At 31.3% G+C, this 17,634-nt stretch carries 17 protein-coding genes; 13 read left to right on the top strand and 4 right to left on the bottom strand.

All coding sequences use genetic code 11. The features are described from left to right. The first annotated feature begins 31 nt into the window (after positions 1 to 31). The 9 genes from ACPX19_RS04980 (at position 32) to ACPX19_RS04940 (ending at position 10,068) form a co-directional block, all read left to right on the top strand. Positions 32 to 928, top strand: coding sequence for a sulfotransferase family protein (locus ACPX19_RS04980; protein WP_426431864.1), 897 nt, complete (start codon positions 32 to 34; stop codon positions 926 to 928). A gap of 13 nt (positions 929 to 941) precedes the next feature. Then, on the top strand, positions 942 to 2,240 hold the full coding sequence (locus tag ACPX19_RS04975; RefSeq protein ID WP_426431863.1) for a polysaccharide biosynthesis C-terminal domain-containing protein: 1,299 nt from the start codon (positions 942 to 944) through the stop codon (positions 2,238 to 2,240). A gap of 107 nt (positions 2,241 to 2,347) precedes the next feature. Then, positions 2,348 to 2,983, top strand: coding sequence for a phage head spike fiber domain-containing protein (locus ACPX19_RS04970; protein WP_426431862.1), 636 nt, complete (start codon positions 2,348 to 2,350; stop codon positions 2,981 to 2,983). An 885-nt stretch (positions 2,984 to 3,868) separates the two neighbouring features. Continuing rightward, complete coding sequence (gene wzy / locus ACPX19_RS04965) at positions 3,869 to 4,453, top strand: O-antigen polysaccharide polymerase Wzy (RefSeq protein ID WP_426431861.1); 585 nt, start codon at positions 3,869 to 3,871, stop codon at positions 4,451 to 4,453. Continuing rightward, positions 4,450 to 5,697, top strand: a complete 1,248-nt coding sequence (locus tag ACPX19_RS04960) for an O-antigen ligase family protein (RefSeq protein ID WP_426431860.1) — start codon at positions 4,450 to 4,452, stop codon at positions 5,695 to 5,697. The genes wzy and ACPX19_RS04960 overlap by 4 nt, the downstream gene beginning before the upstream one ends. Then, on the top strand, positions 5,694 to 6,785 hold the full coding sequence (locus tag ACPX19_RS04955) for a glycosyltransferase family 4 protein (protein WP_426431859.1): 1,092 nt from the start codon (positions 5,694 to 5,696) through the stop codon (positions 6,783 to 6,785). Before ACPX19_RS04960 ends, ACPX19_RS04955 begins: the two co-directional genes overlap by 4 nt. After that, positions 6,782 to 7,336: a putative colanic acid biosynthesis acetyltransferase gene (locus ACPX19_RS04950; RefSeq protein WP_426431858.1), complete on the top strand. Its 555-nt coding sequence runs from the start codon at positions 6,782 to 6,784 to the stop codon at positions 7,334 to 7,336. The genes ACPX19_RS04955 and ACPX19_RS04950 overlap by 4 nt, the downstream gene beginning before the upstream one ends. A gap of 4 nt (positions 7,337 to 7,340) precedes the next feature. After that, on the top strand, positions 7,341 to 8,546 hold the full coding sequence (locus ACPX19_RS04945; RefSeq protein ID WP_426431857.1) for a WcaI family glycosyltransferase: 1,206 nt from the start codon (positions 7,341 to 7,343) through the stop codon (positions 8,544 to 8,546). 166 nt (positions 8,547 to 8,712) lie between these two features. Next, positions 8,713 to 10,068, top strand: a complete 1,356-nt coding sequence (locus tag ACPX19_RS04940) for an undecaprenyl-phosphate glucose phosphotransferase (protein WP_426431856.1) — start codon at positions 8,713 to 8,715, stop codon at positions 10,066 to 10,068. Here the strand turns inward: ACPX19_RS04940 and ACPX19_RS04935 are convergent. Together ACPX19_RS04935 and ACPX19_RS04930 are read right to left on the bottom strand one after the other, a co-directional pair. Then, positions 10,065 to 11,225, bottom strand: a complete 1,161-nt coding sequence (locus tag ACPX19_RS04935) for a glycosyltransferase family 4 protein (RefSeq protein ID WP_426431854.1) — start codon at positions 11,223 to 11,225, stop codon at positions 10,065 to 10,067. The genes ACPX19_RS04940 and ACPX19_RS04935 overlap by 4 nt on opposite strands. 7 nt (positions 11,226 to 11,232) lie before the next feature. Further along, positions 11,233 to 12,540, bottom strand: a complete 1,308-nt coding sequence (locus ACPX19_RS04930; RefSeq protein WP_426431853.1) for a phenylacetate--CoA ligase family protein — start codon at positions 12,538 to 12,540, stop codon at positions 11,233 to 11,235. Between the two features lie 84 nt (positions 12,541 to 12,624). Between ACPX19_RS04930 and purD the strand changes: the two genes are divergently transcribed. Continuing rightward, entirely contained in the window at positions 12,625 to 13,896 is a 1,272-nt protein-coding gene (gene purD, locus ACPX19_RS04925) for a phosphoribosylamine--glycine ligase (RefSeq protein WP_426431852.1), read from the top strand. Here purD and ACPX19_RS04920 read toward each other — a convergent pair. Further along, entirely contained in the window at positions 13,891 to 14,118 is a 228-nt protein-coding gene (locus ACPX19_RS04920) for a DUF6341 family protein (RefSeq protein WP_426431851.1), read from the bottom strand. The two genes, purD and ACPX19_RS04920, sit on opposite strands and share 6 nt — an antisense overlap. Before the next feature lie 116 nt (positions 14,119 to 14,234). Here ACPX19_RS04920 and ACPX19_RS04915 point away from each other — a divergent pair, with 116 nt between their 5' ends. Further along, the gene (locus ACPX19_RS04915) at positions 14,235 to 15,152 is read left to right on the top strand and encodes a DUF6427 family protein (protein ID WP_426431849.1); all 918 of its coding nucleotides are present in this window, start codon (positions 14,235 to 14,237) and stop codon (positions 15,150 to 15,152) included. Here the strand turns inward: ACPX19_RS04915 and upp are convergent. Further along, positions 15,141 to 15,800 carry a uracil phosphoribosyltransferase gene (gene upp / locus ACPX19_RS04910; RefSeq protein ID WP_426431848.1) on the bottom strand — a complete coding sequence of 220 codons (660 nt, stop codon included), beginning with the start codon at positions 15,798 to 15,800 and terminating at the stop codon, positions 15,141 to 15,143. The two genes, ACPX19_RS04915 and upp, sit on opposite strands and share 12 nt — an antisense overlap. Before the next feature lie 74 nt (positions 15,801 to 15,874). On the opposite strand from upp, the gene ACPX19_RS04905 reads away from it, so the two are divergent. Beyond that, a complete protein-coding gene (locus tag ACPX19_RS04905) occupies positions 15,875 to 16,483 on the top strand; it encodes a DUF4254 domain-containing protein (RefSeq protein WP_426431847.1) in 609 nt (202 codons plus the stop codon). Positions 16,484 to 16,521: 38 nt separating this feature from the next. Continuing rightward, complete coding sequence (locus ACPX19_RS04900) at positions 16,522 to 17,556, top strand: glycosyltransferase family 9 protein (protein WP_426431845.1); 1,035 nt, start codon at positions 16,522 to 16,524, stop codon at positions 17,554 to 17,556. Positions 17,557 to 17,634: the final 78 nt, after the last annotated feature.

Below are 17,634 nucleotides of genomic sequence, written 5' to 3'. Positions count from 1 at the left end.
TTGTTTCATCTCTAATCTAGAATAAAACGTTTTGATTAATAAACCAGATTTTTTAATTGTAGGTGCAGCAAAGAGCGGTACTACATCTCTATGTCATTCTTTAGGTCAACACAGGGACATCTTTATATCTAACCCCAAAGAACCAAAATTTTTCACTTACGAATTTTTAAAAGAATACTATTTGGGACCTGGAGACGATTTTACCAAGAAAAAAGCAGTAAAAAGTTATGAGGAGTACCTTAGGCTGTTTGCAAAGGCAAAGCCAAATCAAATAATAGGAGAAGGGAGTGTTGACAATTTGTTTTATTATAAATGGGCTATACCCATAATTAAGAATCTTTTAGGGGACCCAAAAATCATAATAATGCTAAGAAGCCCATCTCTTAGGGCTTTTTCTGCATATAGTCATTTAATAAGAGATGGAAGGGAAACCTTATCATTTAAAGAAGGCCTAAATAATGAAACTGACCGTATGAATGAAGGGTATGAATTTATTTGGGCTTATAAAGAAGCATCAAAATATTATGATTCTGTTAAGGCCTATAAAGAAAACTTCTCTAATGTTAAGGTGATAATTTTTGAGAAGTTTATTCAGAACAAAAAAGAAGGAATAAAAGATGTTCTTAACTTTTTAAACCAAGATACATCTATTTTAAAAAACATAAAATTTGAAAAGCAGAATATCTCTGGTAAGCCAAAGAAAAAATGGATAAATAAGATTCTCTTGAAGGATAGTTTTTTAAAAACAATAGTTAAGTCTATTTTTCCTGAAACTAAGAGACAAAATTTAAAACAATGGTTGCTCAATAAAAACTTAGAACCAATAGGCAAAGATGAATCACAAATTCATCTACTTAAGTCAGAGTTTGAAGATGATATATCAAAATTAGAAAAGCTTTTGGGTATAGATTTATCAATTTGGAAATAAAAAATTAAATAATTTGTTACTTAAGAAGAGTTTTTTTGTATTATTTATAAAAATGTTTGGAGTTGTTTTACAGTTCCTAGCTATTTTTATGTTAACAAATAATGCAGCGGAAGAAATTTATGGCAAATTTAGTTTTCTAAATTCAATATTAATTGTTGTAGGTGCACTATGTTTGTTGGGAATGAACAATTCATTCTTACAGTTTTCAGGCAAGTTACAAGCAGAAAACAAGTTCTCTTTTTTAAAAACATTGTATAGAAAAAATGTTGTTATTCTGGCCATGGTTTACTTGGCCTTAGTAGCAGTTTACATTTTAATTGCCTATGTTCTTGATTTCACTTATTTCAAAGACAGCATTAAGAATATTTATAATTATATTTTTTTGGCACTATTTCCCTATTCATTGTCAATTTTAAACTTTCAGGTTCTTAGAGGAATTAATTTGCTATTTATGTCTGAGTTTTCCTCTAACGTTTTTCGATATGGTGGGTTATTCTTGCTAGTTTTTCTTTTATGGTATTTTCAGAGTTTTGATTTGTTAATAAAGTGTTATGTCATTTTATTTTGGGTGCTCTCTATTATTACAACAACCATAATTATCTTTCATTTATCAAAGTTAGAGTTAACTAAACAGATAAATTTAGATGAGTTGAGCTACAAAAAAATTATCAGAATTTCTTTTCCTATGTCTTTTAGTTTAATATCTCTTTTAATAATGCAGAGCTTTGATGTTTTTATCATAGAAAGGTATTTAAGCTTCGAATATGTTGCATTTTATTCGTCTGCAATAAAAATTACAACAGGAATAGGATTAATTTTAACAACCATAAATAGCGTTATAGCACCAGATTTATCAAAACTATTTTTTTCAAGACGACAGGAAGAATTAAAAAAACTAATAGAAGAGTCTACGATGTTAAACTTTTATCTTACAGTACCATTGGTTTTTTTAATTTATATTTTTTCTGGGGACATTTTAAATCTCTTTGGGCCTAATTATACACAAGCAACATTGGCTTTAAAAATAATGGTTGTTGCTCAAGTTTTAAATGCATTTTGTGGTTCAGTAGGATATTATCTAAATATGACCGGTAAAGAAAATGCATATTTAAAAATGCTTCTATTGGCATTGGCACTAAACATTGTTCTGAATTTGTTGTTGATTCCTAAATACGGTATAGAAGGCGCTGCGTCTGCAACCGGGTTAAGTCTAATTTTATGGAATTTTATTGGTGTAATTTACATATACAAAAAAGACAAAATAGGCGTTTTTATATTTAGTAAAAAGATTCTCCGATTGTTAAGTAATTAGTTACATTAAAAAATAGTTACATTTATACGATATAAGGTTTATACCAAAGAATATTCAAAATTCGATTAGTAAATTAATTAAGTTTTACCCTGAAAATATTACATTGTATGAGAAAATACCTAATGTGCCTTTTCCTGGCAACGATAATTTCTTGTAAAAACGATAAGGAAACAAAAACTAAAGAAGTCAAAGAAGAGAAAAAAGAGGTTATTAGTGAAATAGAACCCATAAGCGAAGCAAGCATACCTCTAGTCTCAAGGTGGACTAAAAACAACATGACAATTGTAGAATCAGAACAGGATGATTATAACGCAATAATATTGTCCCGAACAGATGCATCCAAGCCTGCTTTTACCTCATTTGAAAACGTTCAAATTTATAACGGTAGTACTTATAAAATCAGTGTACTTGTGAAAGGTGCTGAAAAACAATCGGCATTTGGCATGAGGGTTCAGTCTAAATATCCGAATAGGGTTGATGCTGTTTTTGATTTAGATTCAGGAAAGGTTATTGATGTAAAACATCTAGGTAAAGGACTAGCAGATAATGTTAAGGCAGAGATAGAGCATAAAACAGATGGCTGGTATTTGTGCACTATTACAGCCGATCTTTTTGAAGATAGCATTAGGGTCATATTTGGACCCACAAATAGTTCTTTAAAACCAGAAATATGGGAAGTTAAAACAGGTGAAAATAATAGTGTTTATTTAGAACCATCATCATTTAAAATTCTAGAATTTTAAAATAATGCCTCGACTTTTATCACTTTCTTACCCGCATTGTATTGAACAATTATGAAGTTAAACACAGTATTAACATTTATATACTTATGCACTAGTGCATTAGTTTTTGTGTTCTTCAGGGCAGAGGTAATGGTTTGGCTTTCGTTTTTTATAAACTTTTGTCTCATAACCGCTGTGGCTTACTTTCATTTAAATTTTGAGAAAACATATTCTCCATTTTTAACCTCTTTTATAGTTTTTTTTTATCTCTTTTGCATTGTAGCACCAGTTATTCAATTATCGGCATACAATTCAATAGACTCTCCTTATCCTACAAACTACCCATATAAGTTTTGGGACATTATTTATGCTAATGTTTTAATTTTCATTTTTTGTGTCTGTTTTTTTATCGGATACCTTTATTTTAATAGGGGTATCGTTGGGTCAAATAACCAAAACAAACTTTATAGACCCATACAAGTTGAATATTCTGCACCGTTAGTAATTATCATTTTATTGGTGATAAGCCTATTGGTTGTAGGCTTTAATTTCAATTATGTTTTAAATGATATTACCCAATCCATTTATATTAAAACGCAAGAGTCTGTATCAAGTCTTATAATTAAAAAGAAGGTTCTGTTTTTTATTCCGCTAGGAGGATTGGTCTACACGTATTTTTATTTAAAAAAGAAGAGAAAAATTAATACAAACACTGTAGTCGCTCTTTTTTCGCTATTCATACTATTATTTATTCTTTTTTTCTTAAAAAACCCATTAACAGAAAAAAGAAACGCCTTAGGACCTATTTACATTACTTTGATATTCATTTTTTACCCAAAGCTAATTAACACTAACGCAAAGTTTTTTCTATTCATGTTTTTTTCTTTGGTGATACTTTTTCCTTTAATGTCTACATTTACACATATTGATGCTAGTTTTTCAGAAATTATAGACAATCCATATCTTATTGTAGAATCTTATATTCGTTTCGGCGGTATCAGTACAGCATATAGTTCATTACACTACGATTCTTATGCCAACATAATGGCCACTGTGGATTATGTTGGTAAGGAGGGCATGTCTTTTGGTTTTCAGCTTATAGGTGCTTTGTTGTTCTTTATTCCAAGGAGTTTGTGGGCATCTAAACCGCTATCTACTGGTGAACTCATTGGCAATCACTTGATCGATGACTTTGGTTTTACATATAACAATTTGTCAAACTCCATGGTTTCGGAGGGGTATATAAATTTTGGCTTTTTGGGTGTAATTTTCTTTGCCCTACTGTTATCGTATTTTGTTGTGTTTTTTTTAAAGTGGTTACGATCTAGTAATTGTTTAAAAGAAGCAATAGCATTTTATTTTGCTATTCATCTGATATTTATTTTAAGAGGAGATTTAACCAATGCCTATACCTACTTTATAGGTCCATTTATTGCCATGTATTTGATTCCGGATTTTTTTAGAAGACTATTTATTAAAAAGCGCAAATGAAAGATTTAATAAAGAAAAAAGATTTGAGCGAAAGCATGGTTACTTTCTTTTTTTTAGCGCTCTTTTTTTATCCGATTTACCCAAACAATTTAAAGCCTACTATAGTTGTGGCTTTCTGTGTTTCAAGTATTTTCTATGTTTTAAAACACAGAGAAGCATTTAGTTTGAAGAACAAACAACTCAATAAGTTATTCTTTATCAATAGTGGTGTTTTTTGTATATTGTTAATTAGCTTATTATATACAAAGGATTTTGAGAGGGGAGCTGACTTTATTTTTAGGATGCTACCTTTAATTCTATTTCCACTTTCATTCAGAATAATAAGTAACAGTAATCTTTATTCCGAGGAATTAACAAACAGAGCTTTCAAGTTTTTTTATTTGGCAACAGTAGTCTTATTTATTGGTTACATGGCCTACTTCTATTTTAATGGTAATATAAATCAGTTTTTTTTGAGAGATTACAATGAAAGAATAAACACAAAACTTGGTAAGTATAGTATCCATCCAATATATGCCTCCATTTATTTGTGTTTAGCTTTAATTATTTCTATCAGGCTTTACACTAAAAAAATGTTGAATAAGAAGGTGATAGCCATCTTAAATGCATTGTTAATTCTTGAGTTGATTTTATTGTCAAGAAAGAGTACCATAATTCTTATGAGTATTTTGTTTCTTTTTTATCTCTTTTATCATAGTAAATTAAAACTGGGGACAAAGTGGATGATGATTGCAATATTGACAGCTACATTTTTTTCAGTTCTATATTTGGTTCCTGATATTTCAAAAAGATTTAATGAGTTTAAAGATCTAGCTACTGGTATGAATTCCAGAAGTTCTATTAGTTTAAGATACAACATTTATAATTGTAGTTTTGATTCTATTATGGATAGGCCATTTTTGGGTCATGGACTGGGAAGTGAAAAACAAGTATTGTTGGATTGTTATAAAGAAAATAAAAGGGTTTTTAACGGAAATTTCTACAACACCCACAATCAATATCTAAGTGTCTGGCTATCTTCTGGTATAATTGGGTTTCTTAGCTTATTAGCACTTATACTTTATAGCTTTATCATTTCAATAAAGAGTAGGGATTTTATATTTATTGGCACTTTGACACTTTTTGCTTTTTTAATGCTTATTGAGAATATATTAGAAAGGCAAGAGGGTGTAATTTTGTTTTCGCTTTTTATTAATTCCTTATCTTTTACTAAAATCAACAAAACCATTGGTTTGAATAAATGAAAAAACAAAAAGTCTTAATCGTTGGGCCAATTCCTCAACCCATAACAGGTGTATCTTTGGCAAATAAAGTTGTTTTGGAAAATTTGATTAAAAACAACAATTTCGATGTGGCCTCAATTAACACTTCATTAAATAGATTTGATGAAAAAATAGGCGCATTCTCTTTTTATAAGCTTTTTTTTTATTTAAAACTAAATATATATTCCTATAAAATATTTAACTCAGACATTGTTTACATTACACCTGGACAAACTTTTTTCGGTGTCTTAAAATACATGCTCTTCATTCTGCTTTCAAAACTGTTGGGGAAAGAGTTAATAATACACGTTCATGGTAACTTTTTAGGTAAACAATATGAGTTGTTAACGGGATTAAAAAAAAAGATTTTTTACTGGTTATTGAAAAAAACCTCAAAAGGGATTGTACTTTCCGAATCTTTAAAAACAAATATGAGTTCGTTTATCGATGAACATCAAATTTTTGTATGCTATAATTTTGTTGAGGATTTTTTATTCCCAGAGAAAAAGCATATTGATGAGAAATCAAAACAAGATACTCTTAAGATAGTTTATTTAAGTAATTTAATGGAAGAAAAAGGGATTCTTGATTTTTTGGAATCTCTTGTTTTGTTAGAGAAAAGGAACATTTCTTATGAAGCGAAGATTGCAGGTTCAATAGAAAGTTCTAATAAATCAAAATGTGAAGCCTATTTTAAAAAATTAAAGAACACAAAATATTGCGGAGTTGTCAAGGGCAAAGAAAAGAGAGATTTGCTGCTTTGGTCAAATATTTTCGTCTTACCAACCTATTACAGTATGGAAGGACAGCCAATATCTATTCTAGAAGCTATGGCTACAGGAAATATAATTTTAACAACGGCACATTCTGGCATCCCTGATATTTTTATTGATAAAATAAATGGATTCTACATTGAAAAACAAAACCCTGAAAGCATTGTCGTTGTATTAGAAAGCTTAAAATCCAACACAAATCTTCAAAAGATTAGAGAGCAAAATTATAATGAGGCAAAACAAAAATACAGGGTAAAAACTTTTATAGAAAATATAGAGAGTATATTTGCGGCATGAAGCACGGAAATTTTCAAAACTTATATGAGTACGCAACACCTGGAGACTTCAGAGGCAAATCTAAATTAGTAGTACAATTGTGGTGGTTGGTCCAGGCTACAGTATTTAAAATGTCCCCTCAATTTTTATATGGTTGGAGACGTTTTTTATTAAGGTGTTTTGGCGCTAAGATCGGCAAAAAGGTCATTATAAGACCATCAGTACAAATAACATATCCTTGGAAAGTTTCTATTGGTGATTACAGTTGGATTGGTGACGAAGTCGTTCTATATTCTCTAGGGGAAATACAAATAGGTAGCAATACAGTTATATCTCAAAGGAGTTATATTTGTACAGGTTCGCACGACTATAATTCTGAAAATTTCAATATTTATTCTCAAAAAATAACAATAGGAGACAAGTGTTGGTTGGCCACAGATGTTTATGTCGCTCCATCTATTTCCATTGGTGATTTCACCGTGGTTGGTGCACGAAGTAGTGTTTTTTCTAATCTCCCTTCAAATAAAGTATGTGTTGGTAGCCCAGCAAAACCCATAAAAGATAGAGTTTAGGACATTGGATATAAGGGATATAACGTTTATAAGTCTTAATTATGCGCCAGAGGATACAGCCATAGGGCTTTATTCTACGCAATGGGTAGAATTCTTAAAAGACGCAGGATATAATGTTACTGTGATAACAGCATTTCCGTATTACCCTAAGTGGGAGATATCGGAGACTTATAAAGAAAAAAAAACCTTCGTTAAAGAGTTTGAAGACAACATTAAGGTGTTGAGATATAAACAGTATGTCCCTAAAAAGCCAACATTCTTTAAAAGAATTATACATCTTCTGGATTTTACATTAGGATCATTAATTAATTTGTATAAAATAAAAGAGAGTGATTTAGTAATCTCTGTAGTGCCATTTACGACATCAATATTGCTTGGTTACATTCAAAAGAAAAGATTTAAATCTAAATTATGGGTACATGTACAGGATTTTGAGTTTGATGCAGCTCTTGAAACGGGTGTTGGAAAAAAGAAAAATATGTTTTTCATTTTATTGTTTAAGATAGAGAAATGGTTGTTTTCAAAGTCAGATATTAGTAGTACCATAAGTCAAAACATGATGAAGAAATTATCGGAGAAAACCAACTCAGATCAATTCTTTCTCCCCAATTGGATTGACGAAAAAAAAATCAATCCTGAAAAATCCCAAACACATCCTTATTTAAATACAGATAAAGTAAAAATTTTGTATTCTGGTAATATAGGAGACAAACAAGACTGGGAAATATTTATCGAGTTTTGTAAGGATATAGATTCTAGAACGTTTGAAATTATCATAGTAGGAGATGGATCAAGAAAAGATTGGGTCTTAGAAAAAACAGCTCATTTTGATTTTGTAAAGTATTATCCTCCTGTGCCCTTGGAAGAACTTTCAGATTTATTGTGCAGCGCTGATGTACATATCTTGTTTCAAAAACCAGAGGTATTAGATACGGTAATGCCATCCAAGGTTTTGGGCATGATGGCAAGTAATAAACCCTCTATCATAATTGGAAACGAAAAATCTGAAGTAAAGGCAATCTTTGACAATACAACTTCTGGTTATTATTTCACTAAGTACTCTCCAAGGGTTATTGAGGCATTAGATACTCTTTGCCCAAGTTCTACTAACGATTTTTTAAATCAATTAAATAGTAGGGACTTTGTGGTAGAAAATTTTTCAAAAGAAAAAATACTATCTAAAATGTTGAAGAAACTAAAAGAGATCTAAAAGTTAATTTCGAAAAAAATACACTTTAAAGGTCACGCTTATTTATTTTAAACAAACTCAAGGTTTAAAGAAATTACATTTAAATTTACAATCAACCGCCTTTTTTTAATTTATATTTAAAAAAGGCGTATATTTTTGTGCAAACTTATTTAAAACTAAAATAGAATTGAGTTTATTTAAACATGGGAGATATTCGGGCTATTTAAGACCCATATCTTACTTAATTGATTTAAGTGTACTTAATGGTCTGGGAATATTGTATTTAATACCAAAAGAAAGCGCTTTTATATTCTCAATATACATATCATTAGGGTGGGTACTTTTATCTATATATTCTAAATTTTATGAGGTTTACAGATATACCAGACCAGTAAATATTTTATCTTTAGTTGTAAGACAATTAATTTTGTTTTCGCTTATTGTGTTTGCATTTTCTGGGCTATACCATGAGCTCAATATATACCCCAAACCAATTTTGAAATATATCTTATTGTGTTTTTTATTAATTACCATCTTAAAGTTTACTGTTTACTATCTACTTCAAAAGTATAGGGTTTCTTTTGGGGGTAATTATAGATCTACTGTTATTGTTGGCTTCAACAAAAAGACCCTAGCTTTAGAGAATTTCTTCAACAAGAACCCAGAGTATGGTTATCTTCATAAAAAAACATTTAGTTTTAAAAGCAAGGATCAGTCTTTGAATGAATGTTTTGATTACATATTGAACGAAAAAATTGACGAAATTTACTGTTCTATTTCAGAGCTCACAAATACTCAAATTGCTGACATCGTTGATTTTGCTGACAATAACCTTAAAATATTAAAGTTTGTTCCGGACAGCAAGGAAATTTATTCCAAAAAATTGAGATACGAATATTATGATTACATACCTATTTTAACCCTTAGAAACATTCCGCTCGAAGATTCTGCTAATATGATTATTAAGCGCACCTTTGATATTTTATTTTCAAGCTTCGTAATTGTGTTTATTTTGTCTTGGTTAACGCCAATAGTAGCTATTCTTATTAAACTCGAATCTAAAGGCCCTGTATTTTTTAAGCAATCTAGAAATGGATTTAATTACAAGGAGTTTGATTGCTATAAATTTAGATCCATGATGCCCAACAAAACAGCAAATGTGCACCAGGCAACAAGAGGAGATCAGCGTGTTACAAAAGTTGGTAAGTTTATAAGAAAGACAAGTATTGATGAATTGCCTCAATTTTTTAACGTGTTATTTGGCGATATGTCTGTTGTTGGACCAAGGCCACATATGGTAAGTCATACCAATATTTATGCAAAAAAGATAGATAAATTTATGGTAAGGCATTTTGTGAAACCAGGAATTACTGGTTTAGCTCAAGTAAGCGGCTTTAGAGGTGAGGTAGAATCAGATAAGGACATTATTGGAAGAGTAAAATACGATATCTTTTACATCGAAAACTGGTCCATACTTCTAGATTTAAAAATAATTGCGCAGACTTTTATAAATGCAGTAAAAGGTGAAGACAAAGCTTATTAAAGCTTTTCTTTTAGCAATATTAACTGTTTGCTTAAATCAAAATTCTCATACGCCACATCTTTTACTTTTTGCTGTAATTCAAGGGTTAATTCGGCTTTATCAATTTTTTTTAAGACGGAATTTAGATTATTATAATCACCAGCTTTAGCAACCCAGCCCAATTCATAATCATTTATTATGTTTTCACCTTCACCACCACCAAAATATAGCATTGGCATACCTAGTTTGGCATATTCAAATATTTTTGAAGGCACAGATCCATAAATTCTATTAAGAAGAGGAATGATTACAATATCGTATTTTTTTAATTCACTATGAAGATTAGCCCTATCAACCCTTCCATAAAAGAATACGGGTAAGTTTTTATTGTTTTTAATAAATAATTTTATCTCTTCTTCTTCTGCTCCAGAACCATATATATGAAACTCTATATTATTATAATTTAGTTCTTTACAGAGTTTTAAAATACCTTGGGCAACACCCAAAAGACCAGCATAAACAATTTTTAAGGGTTCATTATTCATTGAAACCTTAGTAATTTCTGTGCGTTTAATGTTTGGATAGTTTCTATATAGAAACAACTGCGGTTTTGAGGTAATCTTACTAACATGAGTTAAAATCTCGTTACTCTGACCTAAGATTAAATCAGCAGATTTATAATTAAAACGTTCTAGTTTTTGCAATAATTTATAACTAAAACCTTGCTTTAAAGCGCCAAGTTCAAAACCAGCACTAGGCCAAAGGTCACTAACATTTAGGATGAGTTTTCGTTTTTTAGACCTTAAAAAAAACATACAGGTAAACGCTACCAAAAGAGGAGGCGATTGAACTATGACTTTATCTGGAATCTTGTTCCAAACAAAAAACCAAACCAAACTCATACTGTATGATAGCATGGCAAACAAACGCACAAACTTGTTTTTAGATTTACTTGCGTATAACCAAAGTCTAACTATATTGACATTGTTCTCGCAAGATTTTACTTTAAATTTTCCTTTATATTCCTCAAAAATTTTACCTGTAGGATAATTAGGCAAAGGAGTTACCACAGTAACATCGTAATCAGATTGTAAGCCTTCAGCCAAATGAAAAATACGGTTAGAAGCTGCGCCAATTTCTGGTGGAAAATAACTCGTAATTATCATTAATTTTTGCATAAAACTATTATATATAAGAAGTGAACTGTTTTAGTTTTCCAGATTTAGAACGATCAAGTTTTGCAACACGCTCAAAAACAATTGAAATGTTAGGTTCTAAATATTGAATCATTGCTTTACCAATGGTTTCTTTTTCATCAGGCGAAAGCGCATTTTTGCTCACATATTTTATTTTAAAAACATCTAAACTTAGTTGTTCAATAATAAATTCAGACACATTACCATCATTTTCAATTACACTTTTAGTAATGTAGTAAAAGGTTAGGCCTGCAGCAGTTTTACCACTTGGTAAGTTAGCAATATCGTTAGTGCGACCAATTAATTTTTTTAGAATAGGTTTCTTTAAGGTGCTTTTTTCATCTAAAATCCCAATATCTCCAATGTCATAACGTATAAAAGGATGTGCTTTGTTATACAATGAAGTAATAACAATTCGACCTTCTTCACCATAAGGCAATATATTATCATTTTCATCTAAAATTTCAACATAGAGCGTTTCACTGTTTACTTGCCACTCATCTTTAGGATTTTGAAAAGCGATAAGGTCTAATTCAGATGCGCCATATTCGTTAACAATTGGCACTCCAAATTGTGTTTCTAAGAGCATTTTATCGTCATCAAACAACATTTCAGAAGTGACGATACAAACTTTTAATGTTGGGCACAATGTTTTTAAAACAACATTTTTTCGTTTTAAAAATTTGGCAAATTGTACAATAGGACTTGTGTAGCCATTGATATAATCAAAGTTAGTTGATTTGAATTTTGATAACACTTTTTCAAAAGCATTATCACTTAAATCAAAAACTGAAAACCGATAACGATTACTAAAACAATCTTTTAACCGTTCTTTATAATAGCTTTTTTTGTCAAGAGGAATACCATAAAATCGTGCTTGTTTTGAAGAATTAAAATCTATATCAAACCAACCGAAACGATTCATTATTTCTGCCCAAGTAAGCGCATGGCACCACTTGTCTTTAGCAAAAATAAAAGGGTCTCCAGAGCTGCCAGAAGTTTTGTTTATATAAACGGTATCTGTTGTGGAGCCATTACTTAGACGCTTTTCTAAGGGTTGTTGCAAATGGCGTTTGGTCATAACAGGAATAGAATCCCAATTATTTATATCTATTGATTTTCCTAAGTTTTTATAGAAAGCATTGTGCTCTAAGTGGTAAGAAACAATTTCCTTTTTCTGATTTTCAATATAGCCAACAAAATCCTTTTCTGATTGTGATTGAATTTTGGCTAAAACTTCCTTTGCTTTGTCTATTTCAAAGCCATTTAACTTTAATGAAAAATCGAAAATTCGCAATCTGTATTTTAGGGTTAAGGTTTCCGTAAATTAATTGTTTTTTAAGGTCAAAACCAATTATTTTTGCCCAAACAAACCACAATCATGAATATTTTAGTCTTAGGATCTGGAGGAAGAGAACATACATTTGCATGGAAAATTGCTCAAAGTCAACATTGTAAAAATCTGTTTGTTGCACCAGGCAATTCAGGTACTAAAGCCATTGCAATAAACCTAGATATCTCTGTAACCGATTTTAAGGCTATTAAAGAGGCTGTAATTAATAACAATATAGATTTGGTAGTTGTTGGCCCAGAAGACCCTTTGGTTCATGGTATCCATGATTTTTTCTTGGAAGAACAAGCGTTAAAAAATGTTGCGGTCATTGGCCCTCAAAAAGCAGCGGCTGAATTGGAAGGAAGTAAAGAATTTGCCAAAGAGTTTATGATGCGCCACAATATACCTACGGCAGCATATAAAAGTTTTACCAAGGATAATGTAGAGGAGGGCTACAAATTTCTAGAAACTTTGAAACCGCCTTACGTTTTAAAAGCAGACGGATTGGCTGCAGGAAAAGGGGTTTTAATTTTAAATGATATTGACGAAGCAAAAAAAGAACTAAAAAATATGCTCATTGATGCCAAATTCGGTAATGCAAGTGCCAAAGTAGTTATTGAAGAGTTTTTAGAGGGTATTGAGCTGAGTTGTTTTGTTTTAACCGATGGTAAGGGTTACAAAATTCTTCCAACAGCTAAAGATTATAAAAGAATTGGAGAAGGTGATACTGGTTTAAATACAGGAGGCATGGGTGCAGTTTCGCCAGTGCCATTTGCAACAGATGAGTTTTTAAGTAAAATTGAAAATCAAATTGTTAAACCTACGGTTGAAGGTTTAAAAAAAGACAATTTACCATATGTTGGGTTCATTTTTATTGGACTTATTAAAGTAGGTGAAGACCCAAAAGTTATTGAGTATAACGTACGTATGGGAGATCCTGAAACCGAAGTTGTTTTACCAAGGCTAAAAACAGATTTGGTTGAAATTTTTAAGGCTATGGCAAACGGCACATTGTCAGATGTAGCTATAGATATTGATGAACGCGCTGCTACAACAATAATGCTAGTATCGGGTGGTTATCCTGAAGCTTACGAAAAAGGAAAAGAAATCACTGGAATAGAAAAAATCGAAGAATCTATTGTATTTCATGCTGGCGCAATAGATGTTGATGGCAAAGTGGTAACGTCTGGTGGTCGTGTTATGGCTGTAACATCTTATGGTAAAAATTACCAAGAAGCCATAAAAAAATCTTACCAAAACATAGAAAAACTACATTTTCATAAGATGTATTATCGTAAAGATATTGGTTTTGACTTATAGATAAGAATGCGAAGAGATGCTTTTATCCTCTTCGTTATTATCATTAAATTTTTTCAATTGGAGCATCCAGTAGGTAAATGCAACAAAACCAATAGCCATAAATATCCAAGACATTATGTTTGCCGCAAACCAAGAAGAAAGTTCCAGCTCTCTTAAATAGTCTAATGGCGCGAATAATACATCAACAAATAAATCTTGTATTCCGTAAAAGAAATCCTTCATAACTTTATAAATTTACTCGCCTAGCGAGATTTGAATTATATTTATACTCACATCCAATTTAGCATTGCAAAATAGATGAAAAGCATTATTGGATAGCAAAAATACAAAAACAGTAAATGATTACAAGCATTTTTAGTAAATCTAAGCCTATAAACTTTATCATGGTTGCTGTTTTTGTTATTATACTTTTTATAATTTCAAATTTTGATCAACTCTTCACTGATCTCAATTCTACTTTAAAGGCATTGGGAAAATTAGCTATTTCTATTTTCTTTATTCTCCTCTTGGACTTTATTATTTCTAAAAATTACCTTACAAAAAAGAACGGTTATGCCATACTGACTTTCGGATTGTTATTTGGATTATTTCCAGAGGCTTTAAAATATTCTGATTTATTGTTTGCTAATTTGTTTGTGCTTTTTGCCTTAAGGCGATTAATCAGTTTGCAAACCAATTTACATTTAAAGAAAAAGCTTTTTGATGCAGGCTTTTGGATTATGATGGCAACCTTGTTTCACTTTTGGGCAATTTTGTTTTTTGCTGTTGTAATTGTAGCGTTAATTTACCACTCAAAAAATAATCTAAAGAACGTCATTATTCCATTTGTTGGAGTTGCCACTGTAATTTTACTTCTTGTAGCCTATAATATTATTGTACACGACACCTTTATAAAATCAACCAACTTTAGTCGATTTGCTAGCATAGATTACACGGTTTATAACAGAGGGGATTTTATTTTAAAGTTTACTGTTCTATTTACATCGTTTGTTTGGACACTAATTTACTTCTTCAGAAATATTCAAGACAAAAACAAAAAATTAAAACCATCATTTTTTCTAATTGCTTGGTCATCTATTATTGCGGTATTAATAGCGATCATTGCCCCTATAAAAAACGGAAGTGAGTTCCTCTTTTTATTTGCCCCATTTTCTGTAATTATGGCAAATTACATCGAGGTGGTTTCAGAAAAATGGTTTAAAGAAGTTTTTATTTCATTGCTAATATTAGCACCAATTATTAGCCTATTGCTGTAGTTTGTTTCCAAAGGCTAAGTCTCCAGCATCACCCAGGCCTGGTACAATATAACCTTTTTCATTTAGCATATCATCGACATCAGCAATCCATAAGTGCGCACTAGTTTCAAAATGTTTAGAAACAAAATCCACACCTTGTTGTGCACCAATAACACTAACCAGATGAACATCTTTTGGCGTTCCAAAAGGTTTAAGCGCTTCGTAAGTCGCTACCATGGATTGTCCTGTTGCCAACATAGGGTCTGCAAGAATTAAGGTTTTGCCCTCTAGACTTGGACACGCTAAATATTCAACAATAATTTCAAAACTTTCAGGATTATGCTTGTGGTGTCTATAAGCTGAAATAAATGCATTTTCAGCTGCATCAAAATAATTAAGAAGACCATTGTGCAATGGCACACCTGCTCTAAGAATAGAACACAGTACAATATCATTTTTATATAAGGTCGTATTGTTAATGCCTAGAGGTGTATCTGTTTTGTGAGATTCAAAATGAAGAGATTTGCTTAATTCATATCCTAAAATCTCACCAATACGCTCAATATTTCGTCTAAAACGCATACGGTCTTTCTGAATGTTAACATCTCTTATTTCAGACATAAAGGTATTTAAAATGGAAGGTGTTTCTGAAAGGTTATGAATTTGCATAATGAAGTGTTTTACTCGAATGGCTAAGTTAATAATTCAAAGTATATTTGCATATTCAATCTAAATAATTCGACATGTTTTCAGATAAAGCCAACAGTATATTTCAAGACGTCATTAAAACCTACAAAGTTTTAAATACCGTAGACCAACCTTTTACAAACAAGTATGATAAAAATGAAGATTTAATTGCTCATTTATTATATAGGAAATGCTGGATAGATACTGTACAATGGGCTTACGAGGATATTATTAGAGACCCAAATATCGATCCTGTTGCAGCATTAAAACTAAAACGAATGATTGATGCTTCTAACCAAGACAGAACCGATACGGTTGAGTACATTGATAGCTACTTCTTGGACAAATACAAGGATGTTACTGTAAAAGCAGATGCTAAAATAAATTCTGAAAGCCCAGCTTGGGCTATAGACAGACTCTCTATTTTGGCATTAAAAATTTACCACATGCATTTAGAAACTGTGAGAGAAGATGCTAGCGAAGCACATAAAGTAGCTTGCCAGAAGAAACTAGACATTTTATTAGAACAACGTAAAGATCTTAGCACAGCAATTGACGATTTATTGAATGACATCGCTAATGGAGATAAGTACATGAAAGTTTACAAACAAATGAAAATGTACAACGACGATGAGCTTAATCCTGTTTTAAGAGGACAAAAATAACCTCCTGCAAAAGCAGGAATCTTACACTAAGTATTGAGTTGCCAGATCAAAAGCACATACTAGCCATAAGATTTTCGGCAATGGGTGATGTTGCTATGACAGTGCCTGTGTTGCGTGCATTAACCTCACAACATCCGCAAGTAAAAGTAACGGTTGTAACCAGAGCGTTTTTTAAACCTTTTTTTGAAGATATTCCAAATGTTGAGGTATATGTTGCGGATCTTAAAGGCAAACACAAAGGTGTTTTAGGGCTTTATAAGCTATCAAAAGAACTTAGAAAGTTGGGCTTTGATGTGGTTGCTGATTTGCACAACGTTTTACGAAGTAAAATTTTGAAGTTATTTTTCTTCGGAAAAAAAGTAATTCAGATAGATAAGGGCAGGGCAGAGAAGAAGGCTTTAGTTTCTGGTGAAGTAGTGAAACAACTGAAAACCACACACCAACGCTATGCTAATGTCTTTAAAGCATTGAGCTTTCCGGTTGATTTATCACAACCAGATTTTCCTGAACCAAAATCGTTACCTAAAGCAGTTGTAGATTTAGGTATTGATTCTACTAAAACTCTAGTTGGTATAGCACCTTTTGCAGCTTACGAAAGTAAAATGTATCCACTTGAAAACATGGCGGCAGTTATTTCAGAATTGTCTAAAGATTATAAGGTTATCTTATTAGGAGGTGGTGATAAAGAAATAGAAGTACTTAATGCCTTTGAAGCTAAATATGAAAATGTCGTTTCTGTTGCAGGAAAATTGTCGTTTAAAGAGGAATTGGGGTTAATTTCAAATTTAGAATTGATGCTTGCCATGGATTCTGGCAATGGTCATTTAGCAGCAATGTTTGGTGTAAAAGTGATTACAATTTGGGGCGTGACGCATCCATTTGCAGGTTTTGTACCCTTTAATCAACCTGAAGATTTTCAACTTACAGCAGATTGCAACCAATACCCAAAAATTCCAACGTCGGTTTACGGTAACAAGTATCCTGAAGAGTATAAACAAGCAGCAGGAAGCGTTACTGTAGAAACTATTGTTTCAAAAATAAAGTCAGTTATTCCTACAAAAGCAGGAATTTAAAAAACTTCTAGATACAATTTTTTAAGCTTTGCTTGGGTATCGTCAATCAAAATGTATTTTGATTTCGATAATCTCAAA

Origin of the sequence: Winogradskyella sp. HB-48, from assembly GCF_049942685.1 — a bacterium.
GTDB lineage: Bacteria > Bacteroidota > Bacteroidia > Flavobacteriales > Flavobacteriaceae > Winogradskyella.
Note: the sequence above shows the minus strand (reverse complement) of the source record. Positions and strands in the feature narration are given on the sequence as shown.